Raw genomic sequence first — 22,714 nt, 5'->3', positions numbered from 1 at the left:
GACCGCGCCCAGCGGGGCCGTGTCGGACGGGCCTGGGGTGAAATGCGCACCAACCACGAGGCCATACGGTAGTTCACTCGCTCGCGGGCGTTCACTCGAATGCGTGTAAGACGCGTTCGACGTCGTCAGCGGTGTTGTAGAGGTGGAACCCGACGCGCACCCGGCCGCCGCGGACGCTCGAGACGATCCCCGCCGCCGCGACCCGCTCCGGGTCGGCGTCGAGCGACACGATCGCGGTGCCGCGCGGGGGCAGGCCGAGCTTTTCGAGCAGCAGGTCGGCCAGGCCGGTGTTGTGCGCCTCGACCTGCGCGAGGTCGAGCCCGCCGAGGTACTCGAGCGCGGCCGCCGCGCCGACCTGGGCGAGCCAGACCGGCGAGAGGTCGAACGCGCGGGCGTCGCCGGCCAGGCGCAGCGGGAGGCCGTAGACCGTGGCCCACGGGTCGTCCCCGGCGTACCAGTTCGCCGCGACCGCTCGGGTGCGCTCGTGCGCGTCCGGCCGCACGGCGAGCCACGCGCAGCCGCGCGGCGACAGCAGCCACTTGTAGCCCGCCGCGACCACCCAGTCCGCCCACGCGACGTCCAGGGGCAGCCAGCCCACGGCCTGTGTGGCGTCGAGCAGCACCGCCGCCCCGGCGGCCTCGGCGGCGGCCCGCAGGGCCGGGAGGTCCACGAGCCGGCCGTCGGCGGACTGGACGACGCTCACCGCGACGACGTCGTGGCCCTCGACCCGCTCGGGCAGCAGCTCCAGCGGCACCTCGGTCACCGTGACACCGGGATGGGCCGCGAAGGGAAAGGTCACGCTGGTGAAGTCGCCTTCGGCGGCGAGCACGCGGGTGCCGGCGGGCAGCGCGGCGGCGACGTTCGCGACCAGCTGCGAGACCGACGCGCCGATCGCGACGCGCCCGGGTTCGACGCCGAGCAGCCGGGCGAACGCCGCCCGGGACCGGTCGACGTACTGGTCGAACTCCCCCGGCCGGGTCGCGCCGGTCCGCCACCGCTCGACCGACTCGGCCACCGCGGCGGCCACCGGCGCCGGCGGGATGCCGACGCTGGGCGTGTTCAGGTATCCGGGCGGGACGGCGAAGTCGCTCATGGTTTCAGGCTGGCAGACCGGACAACCGGTTTACGGCAGCAGCGCGACGACGTCGGCGTAGCTCGGCGGGTCCAGTGGCAGCTCACCGCCGTCGCGGACCGCCGACGCCGTTTCGGCCGCCGCCCGCAGGGCCACGCGGTACGGCAGGGAGCCCAGGCTGACCCGCGCGACCCCCAGCTCCGCCAGCCCGGCGAAGGTGACCTTCCCGGGCAGGAACAGCAGGTTGACCGGAAGCCCGAGGCCGACGATCCGCTCGACGTCCGCCGGGTCGGCCAGGCCGGGCACGAAGGCGCCGTCGGCGCCGGCCGCCGCGTAGGCCTTCACGCGTTTTTCGGCGGTCTCGACGGAGTGGTCACCGGACCAGTGGGTGTCGGTGCGGGCGTTGACGAACAGGCTCGGGACGCGCTCCTTCACCGCCTGGACCAGCGCGGCCTGGATGTCGACCGGGGCGAGCGAGCCGTCGGCCCGGCCGTCTTCGAGGTTGACGCCGACCGCGCCGGCGTCGGCGAGTTCCGCGGCGAGGTCGGCGACCGCGGCGGGGTCGGCGCTGAAGCCGTCGGCGATGTCGACGCTGACCAGGACGTCCAGCCGGGCCAGGCGGCGGGCCAGGGCGACGGTGATGTCCCGCGTCGAAGGCGCGCCGTCGGGCTCACCGGCCGCGGCGGACACGCCGAGACTGGTCGTGCCGAGGGCGCGGAACCCCTGCTCGGCAAGGAAGGCGCCGACGCCGAACTCCCACGCGTTCGGCAGCAGCAGCGGGGTGCCGGGGAGGTGGAGGGCACGGAATTCGTCCATGGCTTCGAACCTAGGCGCGCGAAGCTTCGGCGGGCACCGAACGGTCACGGCCACAGCAACGGCACGGCGTGCCACACCGCCCAGCCGATGAGGGCGAACCACGCGGCGATCCACCCGAACGCGGGGATTCCGGTGTACCGGGCGAGCAGGGCGGCATCGTCCCGCTGACCGCGGAACCCGCCGTGGAACCGGTTGAGGACGAGCGCGCGGAGTCCGCCGATCTCACTGGTCAGCAGCAGCCAGGCTTCGGCGTACGCGACGCCGTTCCGCAACCAGTCCGGTGCCCACCGCACGGCCGAGTACGCGATCGCCCCGGTGACGACGACCGACGCCAACGTGAGCAGGTCCCGGGCGAACAGCGCGATGAACAGCATCGCCGCCACAGTCAGGGTGAGCACGGCGGGAACGAGCCCGCGGTGCAGCAGCGCCGCAGCGCCCAGACCGGCCAGCGGCGGCATCGCGTAACCGGCGGCGACGGTCAGGATGCTCGCGAGCGGCGGCGACGGGTTCCTCGGCTGCGTGTAGCCGGACTCCGAGCCGGTGACCGCGATGCGGGCGACGCCGCCGCCGGTCAGAAGGCTCACCAGCGCGTGGCCGCCTTCGTGGACCAGAGTGCCCAGGACGTTGGTCCCGGTCAGCAGGCTCCGGGTGCCGGTGGCCGGCACGGCGAACGAGGGCGTCGCCACCGCGGCCGCCACCAACGCGGTGACGCCGACGAGTTCCCACCCCGGCGCGGGCACGGTCTCGTTGAGCACGGCGAACACGCCGACGAGTGTCTCGCCCCGGGAGGCGTCCCAGGCCCACGCGACAACCAGTTGTCCAGGAGCTGTCCACCGGTGCCCTGCGGAGCTACGCCGACGCGGGGGTGTGCTCCGCGTCGTAGGCGTCCCGGGACTCCTGGACCGCCGTCATGTGCCGCCGGGCCCACTGGTCCAGCATCTCCAGCGGCTCGGACAGGTTGCGGCCCAGCGTCGTCAGCTCGTACTCCACCTTCGGCGGGATCACCGCGTACGCCGTGCGGGTCAGGATGCCGTCGCGGACCAGGCTGCGCAGCGTCTGGGTCAGGACCTTCTGGGAGATCCCGTCCACCCGGTGCCCGATCGCGGTGAACCGCAGCGGGCCGTCCTTCAGGGCGCCGACGATCAGCACCGTCCACTGGTCGCCGATGCGGTCGAGCAGCTGGCGGGTCGGGCAGTTGCGGTCGTACGGGTTCGACAGCACGGCACCTCTCCTCACTTTCCCGGAGAGAGTAACACGCCGTTCAGGCGGTAGCGGCCATCAAGGTCGTGAACAGCAGTCGCAGGTGCCGGCGGCCGCGTTCCCAGCGGGCCTCCAGCTCCTCCTGGTCCCGGGTCGCCCAGCTCGCGATGAGGATGCCGCGCACGACGTCCATCGCCGTGTACACCGCGTGCAGGAACTCGTGGTGCGCCGCGTGGTCCGGCAGCAGCGCCTTGCCGAACTCGACCAGGCTGGACGTCGCGATCGGCTCGACCACCGCCATCTGCCGCCGCAGCTCGGCGTCCGTGCGGGAGGCGACCCACAGCTCGACCGTCGCCGAGAACACCGGCCCCTGGTGCATCTCCCACATCAGCTGCAGCGCGTCGCCGACCGGGTCGCTGGACGCGCGGAGGCGGTCGAGCTCGGCCATCGCGACCTCGGTGCGCTTCTCCGCCAGGTGCCGGATCGCCGACGTCACCAGGTCGGCCTTGGTCCGGAAGTGGTGCACCTGCGCGCCGCGCGTGACGCCGGCGCGGTCGGCCACCCGCGTGGTCGTCGTGCCCGCGTAGCCGTACTCGACGAGGCAGTCGATCGTCGCGTCGAGCAGCCGGACGCGCATCGCCGCGCTGCGTTCCTCCTGGGTGCGGCCGGTCGATCCCCGTCGTGGCGCTGACATGCGCCCACTTTATGGGGCCGCGCGCACCCCGGCCGCGTCGACCAGCCCGGCGACCACCCGCCCGATGAAACGGCCGAGGAACCAGCGGTAGAACCAGCCCGTGCCGGGGATCTTCGCGGTGAACGTCGAGTGCCAGTGGATCTCCGTGCCGCCGTCCACCGGCGAGAGGTCGACGTAGGCGACGTAGTCCCGCAGCGGCAGGCCGTGGTCCAGCGCGTAGCCGAACCGGCGGCCGGGTTCGAGCGCGACGATCTCCTCGTACGAGCGGAGGCCGCCGGTCCGGAACAGCCGGATGGCGCCAAGTCCTTCGGGTTCGCCCGCACCCTCGCGGACCAGCTCGAACGACCCCAGCGGCGACCAGCGCGGCCAGCTCGCGCCGTCCCGCAGCAACGCGTACACGGTGTCGGCGTCCGCCGCCGTCACCCCGCGGACCGAGATTCTCTGTACCATTTGGTACGTGTACCATTTGGTACATGATCGACGCAAGCCCGCGCGCGAAGCTCCTCGATGCGGCGATCGACCACATCGCCCACCACGGCGGCGCGGGCCGGAGCCTGCGCGCGCTGGCCGCGGACCTCGGCACCAGCCACCGCATGCTGATCTACCACTTCGGCTCGAAGGAAGGCCTGCTCACGGCGGTGGCGCGGGAGGTCGAGGCCAGGCAGCGGGCGGCGCTGGCCGATCTCGACCCGGCGGAGTTCTGGCGCCGGCTCACCGCGGACGACCTGCGCGCCAACGAAAAGCTCTTCTTCCAGCTCTACGGCCAGGCCCTCGGCGGCACCCCGGGCACCACCGAGTTCCTCGACGGCGTCATCCACGACTGGCTCGGCCCGGTCGAGGCGCTGCTGAAGGAGCGGGGCGTTCCCGAAGCCGACCGGCCCGCCCACGCCCGGCTCGGCCTGGCCGTCACGCGCGGGCTGCTGCTCGACCTCGTCACGACCGGCGACCGCGACGCCGTGAACGCCGCGATGGAGCAGTTCCTGGCGATGTACGAACCGCACGGCCTTACAAAGCCCGAACACTAGGCGGACGCCCTCCGTACACCGCCCGGCCAGAGTTCTCCTCGTAAGCACGACACGAGGGAGACACGATGCGAGGAACCACCTGGACTCGGCTGGCGCTGGCGGGCTGCGGGAGCGCCGCCTGCCTGCTGGTGGCGGCGCCGCTGGCCTCGGCCCAGACGACGTCGCCGGCGCCGGTCGCGCCGATCACGCTCAGCCCCGAGGAGTCGCAGCAGGTCTGCGGCGACTGGGTGCCGAAGCTGCAGAAGCGGGCCGACAACCTGCAGAAGCGGATCAACGGCGGCCCCGAGGTGGCCGGCTCGGTCGCCAACCTCAAGGCCCGGGCCCAGGACCAGCGCACCGCCGGGCACGAGGACCGCGCCAAGAAACTCGACGACCGCGCCACCAAGCGTCAAGGCAAGGTCGGCGAGCTGAACACGGCGAAGCAGAAGCTGGACGCCTTCGCGGCGGCACACTGCAAGCCGGCCAAGTGAGGGGCGCGAGGGTCGCGGCGGCGGTCGGGGCCGCCGCGCTCATCGCGCTCGGCTGCTCGGGCTGCCGCGACAACCTGATGGGCTCGCCGGACTCCGGGAGCCCGGCGGCCCCGGCGTCGTCCGAGCTGAGCGGGATCGAGTCGACGCTGAACGGCGTCGAATCCGACATGAACAGCGATGGCTCGCCCTGACCGGCTAGCGTTTCCCCTCTGACGACGGCGGAGACGGGAGCAGGCATGGGGTCACCGGGACGCGGCCTCGTCCTCGTCGTCGAGGACGAGGCCGCGATCGCCGAGCTGGCGGCGCTCTACCTCAAGCGTGACGGCTTCGGCGTGCACGTCGAGGCCGACGGCGGCCGGGCGCTGGACGCCGTCCGCCGGCTCAAGCCGGTGGCGATCGTGCTCGACATCGGACTGTCCGGAATGGACGGTATCGAGATCTGCAAGGCGCTGCGCGCGGCCGGGGACTGGACGCCGGTGCTGTTCGTCACCGCCCGCGACGACGAGCTGGATCGGTTGCTGGGCCTGGAAATCGGCGCCGACGACTACCTGACCAAGCCGTTCAGCCCGCGCGAGCTGGCCGCCCGCGTCCGGACGGTGCTGCGCCGCGCGTCCGGCGCGGCCGCGGCCCCCTCGGCATTGACCGTCGGTGGCGCGCGGGTCGACCTCACCAGCCGCCGGGCCTGGGCGGGCGAGACGGAGATCTCCCTGACGTCCACCGAATTCGACCTCCTCACGCACCTGCTCCGGCACCCGGGGCAGGTGCTTTCGCGCGACCAGCTGCTGAGCGCCGTCTGGGGCTACGCCGCGGCGGCGGGCACGCGCACGGTGGACGTCCACGTGGCGCAGCTGCGGGCGAAACTGGGGGCGTCGAGTCCGATCCGGACGGTGCGCGGCATCGGCTACGCGGCGGACCCGGCATGAGGTACCGCGGCACCCTGGCCGGGCGGATCACGCTGGTGTGCCTGGCCGTCGCGGGCGTGGCGGTGATCGTCGCCGGGCTCGTCGCGGCCCGGCTGATCCGGACCACGGCGGACAACGTGCTGCAGTCGTCGCTGGCCGCGCAGGCCGACGTCGTCGCTTCGCAGCTCGACGACACCGGCATCGGGAACCGGCTCGGCGTGGGCAAGGTGGCCGACGTCGTGCGCGGGCAGGGCATCTCCGTGGTGGTCCGGCGCGCGGGCGGCCCGGCCGCCGGGGACGCGGTCGCCGTCCAGGCCGCGGGCAAGCTCGGGCTCGGCGCGAACCACTCCGGGCGCGTCACGGCCGGCGGCGCGCAGTACCTCGTCGAGACGCGGGTGGTGGGCACGCGCGGGGCGGCGTTCGCGCTGGTGCAGCCGGCCCGCAGCGCCGAAGCGACGCAGCGCGCGCTGGTGCGCAACATCGCCCTGGCGCTGGGCATCGGACTGCTGGTGGCGGCTCTCGCGGGCTGGGTTTCGGGCCGGCTGCTGGGCCGTCCCCTGCGGCGGGCCGCTCTTGCCGCGGGATCGCTGCGGGCGGGAAGACGGGACGTCCGGGTGCCGGTGCAGGGGCCGCGTGAGGTGGCGGAGGTGGCCGGGTCGCTGAACGCGCTGGCCGACGCGCTGGCGGTCAGTGAGGCGCGGCAGCGGGACTTCCTGCTGTCGGTGTCGCACGAGCTGCGGACGCCACTGACCGCCGTCACGGGGTTCGCCGAGGCGATCGCGGACGGCGTCGCTTCCGGGGACGACGCGGTCCGGGCCGGGCAGACCATCCAGCGGGAGGCTTCCCGGCTGGAGCGGCTGGTCTCCGACCTGCTGGAGCTGGCGCGGCTGGGGGCCGACGAGTTCCGGCTGGACGTCGCGTCGCTGGATCTGGGTGCCCTGCTGCGCGACTGCGCCGAGGTCTGGCAGCTGCGGTGCGCACGAGAGGACGTGCGGCTGTCCGTTTCGGCGCCGTCGGCTCCGGTCCCCGTCCTGGCGGACGCGCGGCGGCTGCGTCAAGTGGTCGACGGGCTGGCCGAGAACGCGCTGCGGGTGACGCCGGGCGGGGCGCCGATGGTGTTTTCGCTGTCGGTGTCCAGGGCCGGTGCTTTGTTATCGGTGCGGGACGGCGGTCCCGGCCTGGCCCCGGAGGACTACCCGGTGGCGTTCGAGCGCGGGGTGCTGAACGCGCGCTACCGCGACCGGCGGCCGGTCGGGTCGGGCATCGGGCTGGCCCTGGTCCACGGCCTGGTCACCCGCATGGGCGGGACGTTGACGGCGGGCCCGGCCCCGGAGAGCGGCGCAGCCTTCACGATCACCCTCCCCCTGGCCGCGTCGGACGCCACGGTCCCCCTCCCCCTGGGCTGAGCCCCCGTGTCGACCCTCCAATCACGCGAGTCGACCCTCCAATCACGCGAGCCGACCCTCCAGGTACGCGAACCGACCGTCTGGGTACGCGAACCGACCGTTGCGGTGCGCGTCGGTCACGCCGGCGGGGCCAACTGGGCCGCGCGGTGCGTCACGTCCATCAGGGCCCAGTGCTCGACGACCCGGCCGTCGCGGACGCGGATCATGTCCATGCTGGTCACGGCGTAGCTGCGGCCGGTCGAGAGCTGCGTTCCGGTGCTCGTGTAGCGGTTGACCGAAAAATCGCCGTCGGCGACGTTCTGCTCGACCCGCACGCCCACGTCGCGGAAGTCCGCGAAGAACTCGCCGCCGAGCATGGCCTCCCACTTCGCGCGCCAGGCGTCAATGCCGTGGTGGTCGCCGCCCGCGCCGCCGCGGTGGTCGACCACCTGCGGGTCGATGTAGCGCAGGCCTTCGGCGACGCTCTCCGCGGTGAACGGCGTCAACGCGATCAGGCGGCGGTGGACTTCGGCGGCGTCCATGCTCACTCCTTAAGTGGGGACTTCCCCGGTTAGTGTTCGGCTACGCTAACCGGGGATGTCCCCACTTGGCAAGGAGCAGCATGACCGCACGGGCCCGCAGGTCGGACGCGCGGGACAACCAGGCAATCGTGCTCGCCGCGGCGAGGGAGGTCTTCGCCGAAGACGGCCCGGACGCGCCGCTCGACCGCATCGCCCGGCGCGCCGGCGTCGGCAACGCGACCCTGTACCGGCACTTCCCGAACCGGCGCGAGCTGGTCGTCGCCGTATACGCCGACGAAGTCGCGGAGCTGCGAAGCCGCGCGGACCTCGACGCCGACAACCCCGGCGAAGCGCTCTTCGCCTGGCTCGGACTGTTCGTCGAGCACGTGCGGACGAAGCGCGCCCTCGCCCTTTCGCTGGCCGATCCCGCGGGCGAGCACGAGAGCCTGTTCGCCGGCTGGCACGCGGCGATGAACACGACCGCCGCCGCCCTGCTCGGCCGCGCGCGAGCCGCCGGCGCGGTGGCCGTCGACGTCACCGAACTGGACCTCCTCCTGCTCGCCACCGGCATCGCGTTGTCCGGTGGCGAGCCCGGCCGGCTGCTCGCCCTGGTCCGCCGCGGCGCGTCCACCCTCTGAGCACGTACCTGGAGAGTCGGCTCGCGTGCCTGGAGGGTCGGCTTGCGTGCCTGGAGGGTCGACTCGCGTCATTGAAGGGACGACACGCGGGCCTGGGTGGACGACACAAAGTGGGCCGTAGGGTCGAGCCATGGAGATGCTGCACCTGCGCTACTTCGTCGCGGTCGCCGAGGAACTGAACTTCTCCGCCGCCGCGCGGAAGCTGCACATGGCCGCGTCGCCGCTGTCCCAGCGGATCAAGGACCTCGAGCACGAACTGGGGCAGCAGCTGTTCGACCGCAGCACCCACCACGTCACGCTCACCGCCGCCGGGACCGCGCTGCTGCCGCTCGCCCGGGACGTCCTCGAGCAGGTGAGCGCCATCCCCTGGCGGCTCAAGGAGGCGACCGAGCCGCAGCGCAGCACCGTCTTCCTCGGCATGCCCGCCGGCGTTCACCCCGACCTGCGGGAACGCGTCAACGCCCTCGCCGGGCGCGTCCGCGAAAAGTACGAGCTCAAGCGCTGGCCCGGCACCACCGCCGACCTCGTCCAGGGCGTGCACGAGGGCAAGCTGGCCCTCACGCTGGCCCGGCTGCCGGTGACCGACCCGGCGCTGGAGCAGGTGCCGGTGATGTCGGAACGGCTCGGCGCGGTCGTCCCGGCCGACCTGTTCGCCGGGCGCGACTCGGTGAGCCTGGCCGAGCTGACCGAATTCCCGTACGTGGCCTCACCTGGGGAGATCACGCCGGCGTACTTCGACCAGCTCGACCACCAATTGAACGAACTGGGCATCAAGAAACGCATCCGGCTGACCAACACCGGTTACGGCGGGACGTCGGAAATCATTTCCAGCGGCGAGGCATTTTCCATTTCCATGCTGGACGAAAAGAGCCCGATGCACGGCTACCGGCTCGACAACGTCATCGTCCTACCCTTCACCGATTTCCGCCCCCAACTGGATACCGGCCTGCTCTGGCGCCGCGATCGCACCGACGGCGACCTGCGCGAACTGGTCGAAGCCGCGAAAGACGTCTTCAACGACGCGATCACCACTTAGAGGAATGGTATGACCGCCGCGGTCACACCATTGTGCGCATCATGATCATTCCCTTTCGCGTCGCACGCGCCTACGTTCGTAAGTAGAGCGAAACAGCAAGGCGCGAAAGGACGAATGATGACGGACATCAGCACCGCGGCCGGCCCGCTGGACGGCGTGCGCGTGATCGACCTCTCGACCGTGGTCATGGGCCCGTACGCGGCGCAGATCCTCGGCGACCTCGGCGCCGACGTGATCAAGATCGAGTCTCCCGCGGACACCGTCCGGGTGGGCCAGTACCGCACCACGCCGGGCATGACCCCGCTGAACCTCAACGTGAACCGCAACAAGCGCAGCGTGGCCCTCAACCTCAAGGACGAGACCGAGCGCGAGCAGGCGCTGAAGCTGATCGACACGGCCGACGTGCTGATCACCAACATGCGCCCCGGCGCCCTGAGCCGGCTCGGCCTGAACTACGCCGACGTCGCCGAGCGCAACCCCCGGCTGGTCTACGCCCACGCGCAAGGCTTCCGCGGCGACTCCGACCGCGCCGGCAACGCCGCCTACGACGAGACCGTGCAGGCCTCTTCCGGCCTGGTCGACGTGGCCAACCGCGCGCTGGGCGAGCCGGTCTACCTGCCGACGATCATCGGCGACAAGGTGTCGTCGCTGACCATCGCCTACAGCGTGCTCGCCGCGCTGGTCCACCGCGACAAGACCGGCCAGGGCCAGCAGATCGAGATCCCGATGACCGACACGCTGCTCACGTTCACCCTGGTCGAACACCTCGCCGGGCACACCTACGAGCCGGCCGAGGGCCCCACCGGGTTCGCGCTGTCGATGACGAAGGGCCACGCCGCGGTCCGCACCAAGGACGGCCTCGCCTGCGTGATCCCGTACAACCCGAAGAACTTCCGTGACTTCTTCGCCGCGGCCGAGCGCCCCGACCTCGCCGAGGACCCGCGCGTGAACGGCGAAGCCATCGACCGCGTCGACAACGAGTGGCTGACCGAGCAGATCGCGGCGTGCGCCCCGGCGCTGACCACCGACGAGTGGGCCGAGGTCTGCGCGAAGCACAGCATCCCGATGGCGCCGGTGCTGGAACTGGACCGGGCGCACGAGGACTCCTACGTCCGCGACGGCCACCTGCTGGACACCGTCGAGCACCCGAGCGAGGGCGCCATCCGCACGGTCGGCATCCCGGTGAAGTTCTCCGCGACGCCCGGCTCGATCCGCCGCCTGGCCCCGCTGGCCGGCCAGGACACCGCCGAAGTCCTCGCGGAACTGAACTGAAAGAAGCAAGACGATGGACGTACGTACCGAGCGCATCGGCAGCACCCTGCTGATCACGATCGACCGGCCGCAAGCCCGCAACGCGGTCAACGCCGCCGTCGCGACCCAGCTGGCCGCCGCCCTGGACGAGCTGGAGAACGACCCCACGCTCCGGGCGGGCGTCCTGACCGGCGCCGAGAACACCTTCAGCGCCGGCATGGACCTCAAGGCCGCGCTCAAGGGTGAATCCCCGGAAATCCCGGGACGTGGGTTCGGCGGCCTGACCGAAGCCGAGCTGTCCAAGCCGCTGATCGCCGCCGTCGAAGGGTTCGCCATGGGCGGCGGGTTCGAACTCGCCCTCGGCTGCGACCTCATCGTCGCCGGTGAAGACGCCAAGTTCGGCCTGCCCGAGGTCAAGCGCGGCCTGATCGCCGCGGGCGGCGGCGTGCTCCGGCTGCCGAAGCGGATCCCGCACCACCTGGCGATGGAGTTCCTGCTGACCGGAGAGCCCGTCACCGGCCGTCGCGCCGGCGAGCTGGGCCTGGTCAACCGCGTGACGCCGAACGGCGACGCCGCCGCCGTGGCCCTCCAGCTGGCCGAGAAGCTGGCGGAGAACGCGCCGCTCGCGCTGGCCGCCGTGAAGAAGATCGTGCGCGGCTCGGAAGCCGAAGCGTTCGCGCTGCAGCGCGACGAGACCAAGAAACTGATGCAGTCCGCCGACGTCCGCGAGGGCATGACCGCCTTCGCCGAGCGCCGCGCTCCGAAATGGACCGGTGAGTGACATGAAGATCGACGAAGTCCGCAGGCACGTGACGACTCCCCTCACCGCCCCGGCGTTCGCGCCCGTGGTCCCGAGGTTCACCGACCGCGAATACCTGAACATCGTCTACCGCACCGACGCCGACGCCCTGCGCGCCGTCGTGCCGGAGCCGCTCCAGGTCGAAGAACCGTTGGTGCGCTTCGAGGTCATGAAGATGGGCGACGTCTCCGGCTACGGACCGTACACCGAGTCCGGCCAAGCGATCGAGGTCAGCTTCGACGGCGAGCGCGGCGAGTACCTGCACGCGATGTACCTCGACAACTTCCCGGCCACGGCGTCCGGGCGCGAGGTCAGCGCGTACCCGAAGACCGTCGGCAGCCCGAACCTCTACGTCGACAACGGCGTTCTGGTGGGCACGCTCGACTACGGGACGCTGCGGGTGGCGACCGCGACCATGGGCTACAAGCACCACGAGCTGGACGTCCGCGAGGCCGAGAAGGAGATCACCGTCCCGACGTTCATGCTCAAGACGGTCCCCGGCTACGACGGCGCCCCGCGCGTGCAGGAGCTGGTCCGCACCGAGATCACCGACGTCGTGGTCAAGGAGGCCTACACCGGCCCCGCGCGGCTGCAGCTGTTCCAGCACGTCCTCGCCCCGCTGGCCGACCTGCCGGTGCTCGAGGTCGTCTCCGCGAGCCACATCCGCACCGACCTGACGCTCGCCCCGGTCAAGCCGGTCTTCGACTACCTGAAGGGAGCCCAGTCATGAAGTTCACCACCGCAGCGGTGATCGGCGCGGGCACCATCGGCCTGTCCTGGACGGCGCTGTTCGCCCACCACGGCCTCACCGTCCGGGTCACCGACCCGCGCCCGGACCTCGCCGAAGCCATCGCCGACGCCCTCAAGACGTTCGCCCCGCACCTCGGCACCACGGCCGAGGACCTGGCGAGCCGGGTGCAGGTCGCCGCTGACGTCACCGAAGCCGTGCGCGACGCGGATGTCGTGCAGGAGAACGGACCCGAGAACGTCGAGTTCAAAAAGGACCTGTTCGCCACCCTGGAGCAGGAGGCCCCGAAGCACGCGCTGCTGCTCAGCTCTTCGAGCGCCATCCCCTCGACGGCGTTCACCGGCGAGATCGACGGCAGCCGGGTCCTCATCGGACACCCGTTCAACCCGCCGCACCTGATCCCCCTGGTCGAGGTCGTCCCCGGCGAGCGCACCAGCGAGGAGTCGGTGGAAAAGGCCGTCGAGTTCTACACCTCCCTCGGCCGCACACCGGTCGTGGAGCGCAAGGAGATCCCCGGGTTCGTCGGCAACCGGCTGCAGAACGCGCTGAGCCGTGAGGCGATCTACCTCGTCGAACAAGGTGTCGTGACTCCGTCCGAATTGGACGCGGTGATCACGAATTCGCTCGGCATCCGCTGGGCGACCGTCGGGCCGTTCCTCGGCTCGCACCTCGGTGGCGGCCCCGGCGGCTACCGGCACATGGCCGAGCACATCGGCAAGTCCATGAAGAAGATGTGGGCCGGGCTGGGAAACCCCAGCCAGAGCCCGGAAGAGCAGGAACGGCTCATCGAGGCCGTCGAACAGGCTTACGGCTCCTCCACGTACTCGGAACTCGCCGAGACCCGCGACCGCAAGCAGCTCGCCGTTCTGCACGCAGTGGAGGAGAACTGACATGGAACCGCTCAAGGACAAGCTCACCGCCGACTTCTACGACTTCGAAGCGCTGCTGCCGGACGACGAGCGCAAGCTGCTCGTCAAGGCGCGCGAGTTCATGCAGAACGACGTCAAGCCGCTGGTGAACGAAAACTGGGAAGCCGGGACCTTCCCGCACGAACTGATCGGGATGTTCCGCGAGTCCGGCCTCGCGGGTCTGCCCTACGAGGGCTACGGCGAGCACCAGCCGGCGGTCAGCCACCTGCTCACCGGCATGATGGCGATGGAGATGAGCCGCACCGACGCGTCGGTGGCGACGTTCTTCGGTGTCCACAACGGACTCGCGATGTACTCCATCCACAGTGGTGGCAGCCAGGAGCAGCGCGACCGCTGGCTCCCGGAGATGGCCGCGATGAACAAGATCGGCGCGTTCGCGATGACCGAGCCGCTCGGCGGGTCCGACGTCGCCGGCGGCATGCGCACGACGGCCAAGCGAGATGGGGACAGCTGGATCCTCGACGGCGCCAAGAAGTGGATCGGCAACGCGACCTTCGCCGACTACGTCGTGGTGTGGGCCCGGGACGTCGACGACAACCACGTCAAGGGCTTCGTCGTCGAGAAGGGCACGCCGGGGTTCGTGCCGGAGAAGATCCAGGGCAAGACCGCGTTCCGGATCGTCGAGAACGCCGAGATCACGCTGACCGGCGTCCGCGTGCCGGAGGCGAACCGCCTGCAGGGCATCAACGGCTTCCGGGACGTCGCGGAGATCCTGCGCGCCACCCGCGGCGGCGTCGCGTGGCAGGCGCTCGGCGTGATGATCGGCGCCTACGAAGCCGCGCTCGCCTACTCGCAGGAGCGCAAGCAGTTCGGGCGGCCGATCGCGCGGTTCCAGCTGGTGCAGGACCTGCTCGTGAAGAGCCTCGGCAACATCACCGCGTCGTGGGGCATGCTCGTGCAGCTCGCCCGGCTGCAGGACGCGGGGATCTTCAAGGACGAGCACTCGTCGCTGGCGAAGGCGTTCGTCACCTCGCGGATGCGGGAGGTCGTCGCCTGGAGCCGGGAGATCTTCGGTGGCAACGGGATCGTGCTCGGCTACGACGTCGCGCGGTTCTTCGCCGACGCCGAAGCGATCTACTCGTTCGAAGGCACGCGCGAGATGAACACCCTGATCGTCGGGAAGGCGATCACGGGACAAAGCGCGTTCGTGTAAGAAGTCAGTTCACGCAGCCGGCGGCCGTACTGGTCGCCGGCTGCTTCGTGTTCGAAGACGGGGTGCCGGTGGTGGTCGCGGCGACCGGCTTGACGCCGCCGGCGGTGTCGTCGCCCGAGGCCTGGACCGCGGGCGTGCTGATCGCCGTGCGCACGAACTGCTGGACCTGCGCCGGGTCGACCTTCACCGCGTCGCCGTCGGACGGCGTGGCCAGCGACAGGCTCTGCACCGGGATCGTGGCGAACGCGATCGCCCCCGAGCTCATCCCCCGCAGCTGCTGCGCGAAGCTCAGCACGTCCCAGCCCTGGTCCAGCACCACGGACCCCTGCACCGCGTCGACCAGCGCGGACAGCTTCGACACGCTGGTGAACGTGCCCGCGCTCAGTACTTTTTCGGCCATCCCGGACAGGAACGCCTGCTGCCGCGCGATCCGGTCGAGGTCGCTGGTCAGGCCGTGGCGCTGCCGGACGAACGCGAGTGCCTGCGCCCCGGACAGCGTCTGCGTCCCGGCCGGGAAGTCCGCGCCGGAGTACTTGTCGTGCACCGGCGCGTTGAGGCAGACCTCGACGCCGCCGACGGCCTGCGACAGCGCGTCGAAACCGGCGAGGTTGATGGCCGCGTAGTGGTTGATCGTCAGTCCGGTGAACTTCTCGATCGTCTGGATCGCGGTCTTCGCGCCGGCCTCGTTCGCCGCCACCTCCAGCTGCGCGCCGGAGAGGCCTTGGGCCCGCAGCCCGGACATCGAGGCGTTCTTGCCGCGGCTGTAGGCGGAGTTGATCTTGTGCTTGCCGTAGCCGCCCGCGATGTCCACATAGGAATCGCGTGGGATCGAGATCGCCGTCGCCGCGGCGCCGCCCGCCGGGATGTGGACCACGATCATCGTATCGGTGGTGTCGCCGCCGTCGTCGCCGCTGCCGGCGTGGAGGGCGTCGAGCACGTTCTGCGGCAACGGGTTGCCGTACGTGTCGGTGCGCGCGTCGATCCCGGCGAGCAGGACGTTCTGCGCGACCTTGAGCGGTTCGCCGGGGATGGTGTCTTCGTCCTCGACCTGACCCGACGGCGAAATGACGTTGGCGGTCACGAGACCGTGGTCCAGTTTGCTCAGCTGCGACCAGGCGTACCCGGTGGCGCCGAGCACGAGCGCCGACACGACGCCCAGCGCGACCCGCACGCCGATGCGACGCCCCCGGGACGACAGCAGCACGACACTTCCCCTTGCTTCCCTGTGGTGAACCTCCGACCCCGCCTTCGAGGATCACCGGGTTAGCTGGGAATCAGCTGAGAAAGTTGTCGAAATGCTGTGACGCTGCCCGATCGGCCGAGCTGAATCGAGCCGATCGGCCGATTTCGCGACGGAAAGTACCGGCACGCACACGAAAACGTGCTGTGGCCGTGGCCACAGCTAGCGCGGTAGCCGGCGCCAGATCGCGCGCGGCAGCAAGCGCATCCCGAAGAAGACCGGACGGAGTACGCCGGGCACCCAGACGACCCCGCGGCGCTTGCGCAGTGCGGCGACAGTCGCGTCGGCCACCTGGTCCGGGGTGCTCGAGAACGGCGCCGGGCTCATGCCTTCGGTCATCCGCCCGATCACGAACCCGGGGCGGACGAGCAGGAGGTGGACGCCGGAGCCTTGCAGCGCGTCGGCGAGGCCGCTCGCGAAGCCGTCGAGGCCGGCCTTCGCCGAGCCGTAGACGTAGTTGGCGCGCCGCACACGGACCCCCGCGACGGACGAGAACACGACGAGGCTGCCGTGGCCTTGGGCGCGCAGCAGATTCGCGGCGTGGGTCAGGAGACCGACCTGGGCGACGTAGTCGGTGTGGACGATCGCGGCGGCGTGGGCGGCGTCTTCTTCGGCGCGAGCCTGGTCGCCGAGGATGCCGAAGGCGAGCACGACGACTTCCAGTGGCCCGTGCCCGGTGGCGACCTTCTCGAGGAAGGAGCCGTGGGCGGCGAGGTCGTCGGCGTCGAACTCGGTTGTCTCGACGGTCTCGGCGCCGGCTTCGCGCAGGGTCGCCGAGGCGGCGGTCAGGTCCGCGCCCGGGCGAGCGGCCAGGACGAACCGCCGGTGGTCGCCGGCCAGGCGTTGCGCCACGGCCAGTCCGATCTCGCTGCGTCCGCCCAGCACCAGCACCGTTCCGCTCACGGAGGCAGTCTCCCAGCTGGAGGTGACCGAGGTGCGGGCGCCTGCCGCTCCCGTCCGGCGAACGTCGCGAATGACTCATTCGGGACCTCCGGAGCCGCGAATGAGTCATTCGCGACGTCCGGGGTGGCCGCCGCGGAACCTGACCCTCGCCGCTCGCGTGCGCTAGCGTGCCCGGGTGGGTCACGCTCCGGATTTCGAGACGGTCGTCGCGCGGCACCGGCGGGAGATCCAGGTGCACTGCTACCGGATGCTCGGCTCGCTGAGCGATGCCGAAGACCTCGCCCAGGAGACCTTCCTGCGCGCCTGGAAGGCCCGCGACCGGTTCGAAGGCCGGGCGAGCGTGCGGACCTGGCTGTACCGGATCGCGACCAACGCCTGCCTCGACGTTCTCGCTCGGCGGCCGCGGCGGGTGCTGCCCGATCAGCTCGGGCCCGCCGGGGAGCCCGACGGCCCCATCGCCGCCGTCGATCTGCCGTGGCTGGAGCCCTGCCCGGACCGGTTGCTGGACGAGGCGGGGCCGGACGCCGCCGTCGTCGAGCGGGAGACCATCGAGCTCGCCTACCTCGCCGCCGTCCAGTACCTGCCGCCGCGGCAGCGGGCGACGCTCGTCCTGCGGGACGTCCTCGGCTGGTCGGCCAAGGAGACCGCGGACCTGCTGGAGACGAGCGTCGCGGCGGCGAACAGCGCGCTGCAACGGGCCCGGGCGACCCTGCGTGAACGGCTGCCCGCGCGCCGTGCCGAGTGGACGGCCGGGGATCCGACGGCCGAGGAAACCGCGCTGCTCAAGCGGTTCATCGCGGCTTACGAACAGGGCGACCCGCAGGCGGTCGCCCGGCTGCTGCACGAAGAGGCCCGCGCGGTCATGCCGCCGTACGAGCTGTGGTTCGCCAGTGCGGCGTCGATCGTCCGGGCGTTGTCGCTTTCGCTCGACCCCGCGTCACCACACTGCGTCGGCCGGTTCCGGATGCGGGCGACGCGGGCCAACCGCCAGCCCGCGGTCGCGACCTGGCTCCGGCGCCCGGGCGAGGACGAGTACCGCTGGTTCGGGGTGTCCCTGCTGACGGTCGAGCGCGGGCTGGTCACGGAAATGGCCGCCTTCGAGTCCGTCCCGGCGGCGGCGTGGGGACTGCCGGAAACCTGGCACGACGAGTACGCACGATGACCGAGGGTGGCCCCGGCCGGCACCGCGCACCGATGACCGGTGCACGCATTCGGTAGTGCGTCGCTCACCCGCCAAGGACGTGAAAAAAGCCCGGGCGGGTGATTCACGGGGAATCACCCGCCCGGGCGCACACCAGCCGGAAAGAAATTCTTCCGATTTCGGTGTTCGGCTTCCTGGCCGCCGGGAAGAGGTCACCGGGCAGCGGGTCAAGCAGCTCGGTGCCGCTGCGGCGCGGTACGCACCAGCCGGCGTCGGTCCTCGGCGGTGGTCCCGCCGAAAACACCGTGGTCCAGGCCGTTGTCGAGCGCGTAGCCGAGGCATTCGGCGCGCACCGGGCAGCGCGCGCACACGGCCTTGGCCTGCGCCGTCTGCCGGGCGCCGGGGCCTGTCGCGGAGATCGGGAAGAACAGTTCCGGGTCCTCGTCCTTGCAGGCCGCGAGTTCCGCCCAGCCCGTCATCGTGGCTTCCATTTTCTTCGTTCACCTCCCTCTGCTTCTACTGTTTCCCATTGTCGTGACGCGTCAACCGACTTCACCGCGGCGGACGCGCGAGCGTATCCGCGTCGGTCAAGGGGGTTTTGGCTTCGGTCCCCGGCTCACCCTCCGGGCAACCAAGACTGCAACACCTGAGAGTACGCCTTTCTTCCCGGGATCTCGATGTCGATCACGTCACCCGATCGGCGAGATCGCGCTCCAGCGTGACCCGCACGAGAGCCGCCGCGAGGGCGGCCAGCTCGTCCGGGTCGACGAGCTTCGCAAGCCGCCCCGGCTGCTTCGGCAGGCCGAGCTTTTCGGCCCCCTGCAAGGCTTTCCGGTCCAGGTGCGGACGAAACTCCGGCCAGACCAGTTGCACTTCGCGGGCGAAGATCTCCGCCCCGACGGGCCCGAGTCTCGGCACCTTCCTCAGGAGCCCGGCCAGTGTCCGGAATTCGCCGTTCGCGGCCTCGCGCACGCGTCTCAGATCGCCGCTGTACTCGTCGAGGAGGTACTGCGCTCCTTCGCCGAGCGCGGTCGCCGTCTGTTCGTCGTAGCGCTTGTAGTGCGCGCGGCCGAGCGCGTCCACCCGCTCCTGCCACGTCGCACCGGCCATCGCCCGGGCCGTGCCCATCCCCGCGGCCCGCAGCTCCCGGGCCGCGTCGACGGCGATGCCCGCCTTGATCCGGGTCGAGAGCAGCACCGACAGCACCAGCAGCCGGTACAGCGGCGCGGGCTGATCGGCCAGCTTGATCCCGGCCTCGGCGGCGTAGGTCGGTCCGGCCTCCGCCAGCAGGCGCCGGACCTTGTCTCGCTGGGTCATCGGGATCGGGTACCCGACATGCCCGCACCCATTCGTCACCGGTCGTCACCGATCCGGCGCAGACCATTACTCCTATCGAGTAGTCTTGATCGAATCGTTACACGTAGCGGTCACCTCAGCGCACCTGTTCCAGTGGAGGCGAGGGGTGGTGAGGGGTCCGTGTGCGCTGGCGACGATTTCGACGCGTTCTTCCGCGCCGACTTCCCCCCGCTCGTGGCGTTCCTGTGCAAGGCCGGGTTCGAGGCCGAGCTGGCCCGCGACATCGCCGCCGAGGCGATGCTGCGCGCGCTGGAGGCGTGGCCGACCCTCGAAGACCCGCGGGCCTGGGTCCGCCGCGTCGCCGGCCGGCTGCTCGACGCGGTGGACGACGCGCGCTCGGACTGGTCGCCGGGCGGCGACCCGCAGGACGACGAGAAGCTGGCCGTCCTGGTCGACCAGCACTCCGGGCTCATCGACCTGCTCGCGTCCCTCCCCGGCCAGCAGCGGATGGTCCTCGCCTGGTCGCTCGACGGCTTCACGCCCACACAGATCGCGACGGCGTTGCGCATCGCCCCCGCGACCGTCCGATCCAACCTCCGCCACGTGCGGGAACGCCTCAGGCGCCACCGGGCCGCACGACCCGGCGACCAGCGGGACAGGGAAGGGTGAGCACCATGCCGGCAACCGAGTACGGGGACCCCGCGATCACCGAGCTGCTGCGGGAGTCCAACTCCGCGCTGCACGACTCGCTGCGCGTCGGCCTCGACGTGGAGGGCACCCTGCTCCGGGTGCGCAGCCGCGCCCTCGTCCGCGAGATAGCCGCGACACAGCCTCCCGAGGCGTTCCCCGCGCACTGGCGCCACCACGACGAGCCGGTCGCCGACGCGATCGCCGGCGACGGCGCCGCGACCGCCCGCCTGCTCGCCACCATCCGGCCGCTGGTGGTGCGCTACTGCCGGGCCCGCGTCGGCCGGCACGAGCGCTCGTTCGCCTCGGCCGACGACGTTGCCCAGGAGGTGTGCGTGGCCGTGCTGACCGCGCTGCCGTCCTACCGCGACCAGGGCCGCCCGTTCCTGGCGTTCGTCTACGGCATCGCCCAGCACAAGGTCGCCGACGCCCACCGCGCGGCGGCCCGCAACCGCTCCGACCCCGTCCCGGAGGTCCCCGACGGCGTGTCCGAAGCGGACGGCCCGGAGCAGCGCGCCCTGCGGTTCGAGCTGAACGAACGGCTGGCGCGGCTGCTGGACGTGTTGCCGGCGAAGCAGCGCGAGATCGTCGTGCTGCGGGTGGTCGTCGGGCTGTCCGCGGAGGAGGCGGCCGCGGCGGTGGGCTCGACGCCCGGGGCGGTCCGCGTCGCCCAGCACCGCGCGCTGGCGCGGCTGCGAAGACTGTTGACGGGGGAAGAGGACTAACGCCGCACGCGGTCCAGCACGAACTCCTCCAACGCCGCCGCCGGCCCTTCCATCGCTTCGCGGGCCAGCAGCATGAACTCGATGTCGCCCGGCTCGGGCAGGCCGTCGAGCTCGATGAGGTCACCCGGCACCAGGCTGCGCGCGTGCAGGGTGACGCCGAGCCCGGCCGCCGCCGCGGCCCGCAGGCCGGTGAGGCTCGACGTCTGGCACGCCGCCCGCCACTCCAGCCCGGCGCGCTCGAGGCACTCGACGGCGAGCTGCCGGGTGATCGACGGCATCGGGTACTGCACGAGCGGCACCGGCTGGCCGGGCTCCAGCACCGTCGCCGCCGAGCCGATCCAGACCAGCGGCTCCCGCCAGAGCAGCCGCCCGTGGTGGGTGCCCGGGCGGCGCTTGCCCAGCACCAGGTCCAGCTGACCGGCGCGCAGCCGCTGCGCGAGGACGTCCGACAGCTCGACGGTCAGCTCGACGTCCACCAGCGGGTGGCTGCGGCGTAGCCGGTGCAGGATCTCCGGCAGCTCGCCGAGCGCGAAGTCCTCCGAGACGCCGAAGCGCACGCGGCCGCGCAGCTCGGCGCCGCGGAAGTGCCGCTCCGCCCGCTCTTCGGTGTCGATGACGGTCTGCGCGAACCCCAGCATCGCCTGACCGCGCGCGGTCAGCTCGACGGTGTGGGTGTCGCGCGCGAAGAGCAACCCGCCCGAATCGCGCTCCAGGCGCCGGACGTGCTGGCTGACCGTGGGCTGGCCGACCCCCAGCCGCCGCGCGGCCGCGGTGAAGCTGCGCGTCTCGGCGACGGCGAGGAACGAACGGCACAGGCGCGGATCCAGCACTCCGGCACTTTATCGCGATTCGCGATGACAGTCAGTCCGGTCATCGGGGTTCACAAGAGCGCGGCGTCGCCGAGAATTGCCGTGGAAGGAGATCCATGTCCCGGTTTCGTCCCGACCCGTTCGTCGTCGCCATCCTCGCCACCGTCGGGGTCGCCACGCTGCTGCCCGCCTCGGGCGTCGCGGCCGACGGTTTCAGCACCGCCACCACGATCGCCGTCGGGCTGCTGTTCTTCCTGTACGGCGCCCGGCTGTCTACCCAGGAGGCGCTGGAGGGGCTGCGGCACTGGCGGCTGCACGCGGTCGTGCTGGCCGCGACGTTCGTCCTGTTCCCGCTGCTCGGCCTGGCGCTGTTCCTGCTGCCGCCGTCGGTGCTGCCCGCCCAGCTCGCCGCCGGGGTGCTGTTCCTGGCCGTGCTGCCCTCGACCGTGCAGTCGTCGATCGCGTTCACCTCGATCGCCCGCGGCAACGTCGCGGCCGCCATCTGCAGCGCGTCGCTGTCCAACCTGGCCGGGATCGTGCTGACGCCGCTGCTGGTGGCGCTGCTGCTGTCGGGGGACGGCGCCGGCGTCGACGGTTCGGCCGTGCTCGGGATCGTGCTGCAGCTGCTCGCGCCGTTCGTCGCGGGCCAGCTCGCGCGGCGCTGGATCGGCGAGTGGATCACGCGGAATTCGGCGCCGCTCAAGCTGTTCGACCGCGGGTCGATCCTGCTGGTCGTCTACACGGCCTTCAGCGCGGGCATGGTCGAAGGCATCTGGCACCGGCTGGACGTCGGCCACCTGCTCGTGCTGGTCGCGGTTTGCTGCGTGCTGCTCGCGGCGGTGCTGGGCGCGACGGGCTGGGGCGCCCGGCTGCTGGGCTTCGCCCGCGCCGACCGGATCACGATCGTGTTCTGCGGGTCCAAGAAGAGCCTGGCGAGCGGGTTGCCGATGGCGACGGTGCTGTTCGGGCACGCACAGGTGGGGCTGATCGTGCTGCCGCTGATGCTGTTCCACCAGATCCAGCTCATCGTGTGCGCGACGCTGGCCCGCCGGTACGCGCTTACGGCTTCACCGGAGCTCGTCCCGGCTTGACCGATGAGTTCTCCGGGCCGCTCCCGTCGGTACGTGGTGACTCCTACGGAAGGCGCCACCATGGCCAAGGTTCTGTACCACATCACGACCTGGATCCACCGGTGAATGTGCTGGCCGGTGGTATGTCGTAGACGCGCAGATGCCCTCTGACCTGGGATGATTGTTCTTGTCTAGGGAACACCA

28 protein-coding genes are annotated in these 22,714 nt (G+C 71.5%); 16 read left to right on the top strand and 12 right to left on the bottom strand.

All coding sequences use genetic code 11. From position 1 onward, the window contains the following. Positions 1-91: 91 nt before the first annotated feature. From AB0N03_RS45100 to AB0N03_RS45075, 6 genes are all read right to left on the bottom strand, one after another. Positions 92-1,093, bottom strand: coding sequence for an aminotransferase class V-fold PLP-dependent enzyme (locus tag AB0N03_RS45100; protein WP_364386370.1), 1,002 nt, complete (start codon positions 1,091-1,093; stop codon positions 92-94). Between the two features lie 30 nt (positions 1,094-1,123). Continuing rightward, on the bottom strand, positions 1,124-1,888 hold the full coding sequence (locus AB0N03_RS45095; protein ID WP_364386368.1) for an isocitrate lyase/phosphoenolpyruvate mutase family protein: 765 nt from the start codon (positions 1,886-1,888) through the stop codon (positions 1,124-1,126). A 44-nt stretch (positions 1,889-1,932) separates the two neighbouring features. Beyond that, a complete protein-coding gene (locus AB0N03_RS45090) occupies positions 1,933-2,652 on the bottom strand; it encodes a M50 family metallopeptidase (protein ID WP_364386366.1) in 720 nt (239 codons plus the stop codon). Positions 2,653-2,737: 85 nt separating this feature from the next. Then, on the bottom strand, positions 2,738-3,109 hold the full coding sequence (locus AB0N03_RS45085; RefSeq protein ID WP_364386364.1) for a helix-turn-helix domain-containing protein: 372 nt from the start codon (positions 3,107-3,109) through the stop codon (positions 2,738-2,740). Between the two features lie 40 nt (positions 3,110-3,149). Continuing rightward, entirely contained in the window at positions 3,150-3,725 is a 576-nt protein-coding gene (locus AB0N03_RS45080; protein ID WP_364386426.1) for a TetR/AcrR family transcriptional regulator, read from the bottom strand. 66 nt (positions 3,726-3,791) lie between these two features. Then, positions 3,792-4,232, bottom strand: a complete 441-nt coding sequence (locus tag AB0N03_RS45075) for an SRPBCC family protein (protein WP_364386362.1) — start codon at positions 4,230-4,232, stop codon at positions 3,792-3,794. A 23-nt stretch (positions 4,233-4,255) separates the two neighbouring features. Between AB0N03_RS45075 and AB0N03_RS45070 the strand changes: the two genes are divergently transcribed. The 5 genes from AB0N03_RS45070 to AB0N03_RS45050 all read left to right on the top strand — a co-directional run bounded on the left by AB0N03_RS45070 (position 4,256) and on the right by AB0N03_RS45050 (position 7,585). After that, a complete protein-coding gene (locus tag AB0N03_RS45070) occupies positions 4,256-4,807 on the top strand; it encodes a TetR/AcrR family transcriptional regulator (RefSeq protein WP_364386360.1) in 552 nt (183 codons plus the stop codon). 65 nt (positions 4,808-4,872) lie between these two features. Then, positions 4,873-5,277, top strand: a complete 405-nt coding sequence (locus tag AB0N03_RS45065) for a hypothetical protein (protein WP_364386358.1) — start codon at positions 4,873-4,875, stop codon at positions 5,275-5,277. After that, positions 5,274-5,468 (top strand): hypothetical protein, encoded by a 195-nt coding sequence (locus AB0N03_RS45060; protein WP_364386356.1) that lies wholly within the window; start codon positions 5,274-5,276, stop codon positions 5,466-5,468. The genes AB0N03_RS45065 and AB0N03_RS45060 overlap by 4 nt, the downstream gene beginning before the upstream one ends. Before the next feature lie 45 nt (positions 5,469-5,513). Further along, entirely contained in the window at positions 5,514-6,200 is a 687-nt protein-coding gene (locus AB0N03_RS45055; protein WP_364386354.1) for a response regulator transcription factor, read from the top strand. Next, positions 6,197-7,585: a HAMP domain-containing sensor histidine kinase gene (locus AB0N03_RS45050; RefSeq protein WP_364386352.1), complete on the top strand. Its 1,389-nt coding sequence runs from the start codon at positions 6,197-6,199 to the stop codon at positions 7,583-7,585. Before AB0N03_RS45055 ends, AB0N03_RS45050 begins: the two co-directional genes overlap by 4 nt. A 116-nt stretch (positions 7,586-7,701) precedes the next feature. On the opposite strand, the gene AB0N03_RS45045 is transcribed toward AB0N03_RS45050, so the two are convergent. After that, positions 7,702-8,106, bottom strand: coding sequence for an ester cyclase (locus tag AB0N03_RS45045; RefSeq protein WP_364386350.1), 405 nt, complete (start codon positions 8,104-8,106; stop codon positions 7,702-7,704). A gap of 80 nt (positions 8,107-8,186) precedes the next feature. On the opposite strand from AB0N03_RS45045, the gene AB0N03_RS45040 reads away from it, so the two are divergent. From AB0N03_RS45040 to AB0N03_RS45010, 7 genes are all read left to right on the top strand, one after another. Next, on the top strand, positions 8,187-8,723 hold the full coding sequence (locus AB0N03_RS45040; RefSeq protein WP_364386348.1) for a helix-turn-helix domain-containing protein: 537 nt from the start codon (positions 8,187-8,189) through the stop codon (positions 8,721-8,723). A 130-nt stretch (positions 8,724-8,853) separates the two neighbouring features. Further along, a complete protein-coding gene (locus AB0N03_RS45035) occupies positions 8,854-9,759 on the top strand; it encodes a LysR family transcriptional regulator (protein WP_364386346.1) in 906 nt (301 codons plus the stop codon). Between the two features lie 117 nt (positions 9,760-9,876). After that, positions 9,877-11,031, top strand: coding sequence for a CoA transferase (locus tag AB0N03_RS45030; RefSeq protein WP_364386344.1), 1,155 nt, complete (start codon positions 9,877-9,879; stop codon positions 11,029-11,031). A 13-nt stretch (positions 11,032-11,044) separates the two neighbouring features. Next, a complete protein-coding gene (locus AB0N03_RS45025; RefSeq protein ID WP_364386342.1) occupies positions 11,045-11,791 on the top strand; it encodes a crotonase/enoyl-CoA hydratase family protein in 747 nt (248 codons plus the stop codon). 1 nt (position 11,792) lies between these two features. Continuing rightward, positions 11,793-12,539 carry an acetoacetate decarboxylase gene (locus tag AB0N03_RS45020; protein ID WP_364386340.1) on the top strand — a complete coding sequence of 249 codons (747 nt, stop codon included), beginning with the start codon at positions 11,793-11,795 and terminating at the stop codon, positions 12,537-12,539. Then, positions 12,536-13,447, top strand: a complete 912-nt coding sequence (locus AB0N03_RS45015) for a 3-hydroxyacyl-CoA dehydrogenase NAD-binding domain-containing protein (protein WP_364386338.1) — start codon at positions 12,536-12,538, stop codon at positions 13,445-13,447. Before AB0N03_RS45020 ends, AB0N03_RS45015 begins: the two co-directional genes overlap by 4 nt. A gap of 1 nt (position 13,448) precedes the next feature. Next, positions 13,449-14,639, top strand: a complete 1,191-nt coding sequence (locus AB0N03_RS45010) for an acyl-CoA dehydrogenase family protein (RefSeq protein WP_364386336.1) — start codon at positions 13,449-13,451, stop codon at positions 14,637-14,639. Between the two features lie 4 nt (positions 14,640-14,643). Here AB0N03_RS45010 and AB0N03_RS45005 read toward each other — a convergent pair whose 3' ends face one another. Further along, positions 14,644-15,843 carry an LCP family protein gene (locus AB0N03_RS45005; protein WP_364386334.1) on the bottom strand — a complete coding sequence of 400 codons (1,200 nt, stop codon included), beginning with the start codon at positions 15,841-15,843 and terminating at the stop codon, positions 14,644-14,646. Positions 15,844-16,041: 198 nt separating this feature from the next. Beyond that, positions 16,042-16,782 carry an SDR family NAD(P)-dependent oxidoreductase gene (locus AB0N03_RS45000; protein WP_364386332.1) on the bottom strand — a complete coding sequence of 247 codons (741 nt, stop codon included), beginning with the start codon at positions 16,780-16,782 and terminating at the stop codon, positions 16,042-16,044. Between the two features lie 175 nt (positions 16,783-16,957). Between AB0N03_RS45000 and AB0N03_RS44995 the strand changes: the two genes are divergently transcribed. Beyond that, positions 16,958-17,944, top strand: a complete 987-nt coding sequence (locus AB0N03_RS44995; protein ID WP_364386330.1) for an RNA polymerase subunit sigma-70 — start codon at positions 16,958-16,960, stop codon at positions 17,942-17,944. A 206-nt stretch (positions 17,945-18,150) separates the two neighbouring features. On the opposite strand, the gene AB0N03_RS44990 is transcribed toward AB0N03_RS44995, so the two are convergent. Next, complete coding sequence (locus AB0N03_RS44990) at positions 18,151-18,414, bottom strand: WhiB family transcriptional regulator (RefSeq protein WP_364386328.1); 264 nt, start codon at positions 18,412-18,414, stop codon at positions 18,151-18,153. Between the two features lie 193 nt (positions 18,415-18,607). Beyond that, entirely contained in the window at positions 18,608-19,240 is a 633-nt protein-coding gene (locus tag AB0N03_RS44985; RefSeq protein WP_364386326.1) for an endonuclease, read from the bottom strand. Between the two features lie 159 nt (positions 19,241-19,399). On the opposite strand from AB0N03_RS44985, the gene AB0N03_RS44980 reads away from it, so the two are divergent. Both AB0N03_RS44980 and shbA read left to right on the top strand, forming a co-directional pair. Further along, positions 19,400-19,888, top strand: a complete 489-nt coding sequence (locus AB0N03_RS44980) for a sigma-70 family RNA polymerase sigma factor (protein WP_364386324.1) — start codon at positions 19,400-19,402, stop codon at positions 19,886-19,888. A 146-nt stretch (positions 19,889-20,034) separates the two neighbouring features. Continuing rightward, on the top strand, positions 20,035-20,631 hold the full coding sequence (gene shbA / locus AB0N03_RS44975; RefSeq protein WP_364386424.1) for an RNA polymerase sigma factor ShbA: 597 nt from the start codon (positions 20,035-20,037) through the stop codon (positions 20,629-20,631). Here shbA and AB0N03_RS44970 read toward each other — a convergent pair. Further along, a complete protein-coding gene (locus AB0N03_RS44970; RefSeq protein ID WP_364386322.1) occupies positions 20,628-21,461 on the bottom strand; it encodes a LysR substrate-binding domain-containing protein in 834 nt (277 codons plus the stop codon). The two genes, shbA and AB0N03_RS44970, sit on opposite strands and share 4 nt — an antisense overlap. A gap of 95 nt (positions 21,462-21,556) precedes the next feature. Here AB0N03_RS44970 and AB0N03_RS44965 point away from each other — a divergent pair, with 95 nt between their 5' ends. Then, positions 21,557-22,531: a bile acid:sodium symporter family protein gene (locus AB0N03_RS44965; RefSeq protein ID WP_364386320.1), complete on the top strand. Its 975-nt coding sequence runs from the start codon at positions 21,557-21,559 to the stop codon at positions 22,529-22,531. Positions 22,532-22,714 lie beyond the last annotated feature (183 nt).

Source organism: Amycolatopsis sp. NPDC051061 (assembly GCF_040682935.1).
Taxonomy (GTDB): domain Bacteria; phylum Actinomycetota; class Actinomycetes; order Mycobacteriales; family Pseudonocardiaceae; genus Amycolatopsis.
The sequence above is the reverse complement of the archived record's forward strand: the minus strand, read 5'-3'. Positions and strand labels throughout refer to the sequence as shown.

Excerpts from the sequence above, each read along its gene's own strand:
- AB0N03_RS44990 (WP_364386328.1), bottom strand. The coding sequence starts at position 18,414 with ATGGAAGCCACGATGACGGGCTGGGCGGAACTCGCGGCCTGCAAGGAC.
- AB0N03_RS45035 (WP_364386346.1), top strand. The coding sequence starts at position 8,854 with ATGGAGATGCTGCACCTGCGCTACTTCGTCGCGGTCGCCGAGGAACTG.
- AB0N03_RS45045 (WP_364386350.1), bottom strand. The coding sequence starts at position 8,106 with ATGGACGCCGCCGAAGTCCACCGCCGCCTGATCGCGTTGACGCCGTTC.
- AB0N03_RS45100 (WP_364386370.1), bottom strand. The coding sequence starts at position 1,093 with ATGAGCGACTTCGCCGTCCCGCCCGGATACCTGAACACGCCCAGCGTC.
- AB0N03_RS45080 (WP_364386426.1), bottom strand. The coding sequence starts at position 3,725 with ATGCGCGTCCGGCTGCTCGACGCGACGATCGACTGCCTCGTCGAGTAC.
- AB0N03_RS45095 (WP_364386368.1), bottom strand. The coding sequence starts at position 1,888 with ATGGACGAATTCCGTGCCCTCCACCTCCCCGGCACCCCGCTGCTGCTG.
- AB0N03_RS45010 (WP_364386336.1), top strand. The coding sequence starts at position 13,449 with ATGGAACCGCTCAAGGACAAGCTCACCGCCGACTTCTACGACTTCGAA.
- AB0N03_RS45015 (WP_364386338.1), top strand. The coding sequence starts at position 12,536 with ATGAAGTTCACCACCGCAGCGGTGATCGGCGCGGGCACCATCGGCCTG.
- AB0N03_RS45055 (WP_364386354.1), top strand. The coding sequence starts at position 5,514 with ATGGGGTCACCGGGACGCGGCCTCGTCCTCGTCGTCGAGGACGAGGCC.
- AB0N03_RS45020 (WP_364386340.1), top strand. The coding sequence starts at position 11,793 with ATGAAGATCGACGAAGTCCGCAGGCACGTGACGACTCCCCTCACCGCC.
- AB0N03_RS44985 (WP_364386326.1), bottom strand. The coding sequence starts at position 19,240 with ATGACCCAGCGAGACAAGGTCCGGCGCCTGCTGGCGGAGGCCGGACCG.
- AB0N03_RS45025 (WP_364386342.1), top strand. The coding sequence starts at position 11,045 with ATGGACGTACGTACCGAGCGCATCGGCAGCACCCTGCTGATCACGATC.
- AB0N03_RS45030 (WP_364386344.1), top strand. The coding sequence starts at position 9,877 with ATGACGGACATCAGCACCGCGGCCGGCCCGCTGGACGGCGTGCGCGTG.
- AB0N03_RS44965 (WP_364386320.1), top strand. The coding sequence starts at position 21,557 with ATGTCCCGGTTTCGTCCCGACCCGTTCGTCGTCGCCATCCTCGCCACC.
- AB0N03_RS45070 (WP_364386360.1), top strand. The coding sequence starts at position 4,256 with ATGATCGACGCAAGCCCGCGCGCGAAGCTCCTCGATGCGGCGATCGAC.
- AB0N03_RS45050 (WP_364386352.1), top strand. The coding sequence starts at position 6,197 with ATGAGGTACCGCGGCACCCTGGCCGGGCGGATCACGCTGGTGTGCCTG.
- AB0N03_RS45075 (WP_364386362.1), bottom strand. The coding sequence starts at position 4,232 with ATGGTACAGAGAATCTCGGTCCGCGGGGTGACGGCGGCGGACGCCGAC.
- AB0N03_RS45065 (WP_364386358.1), top strand. The coding sequence starts at position 4,873 with ATGCGAGGAACCACCTGGACTCGGCTGGCGCTGGCGGGCTGCGGGAGC.
- AB0N03_RS45040 (WP_364386348.1), top strand. The coding sequence starts at position 8,187 with ATGACCGCACGGGCCCGCAGGTCGGACGCGCGGGACAACCAGGCAATC.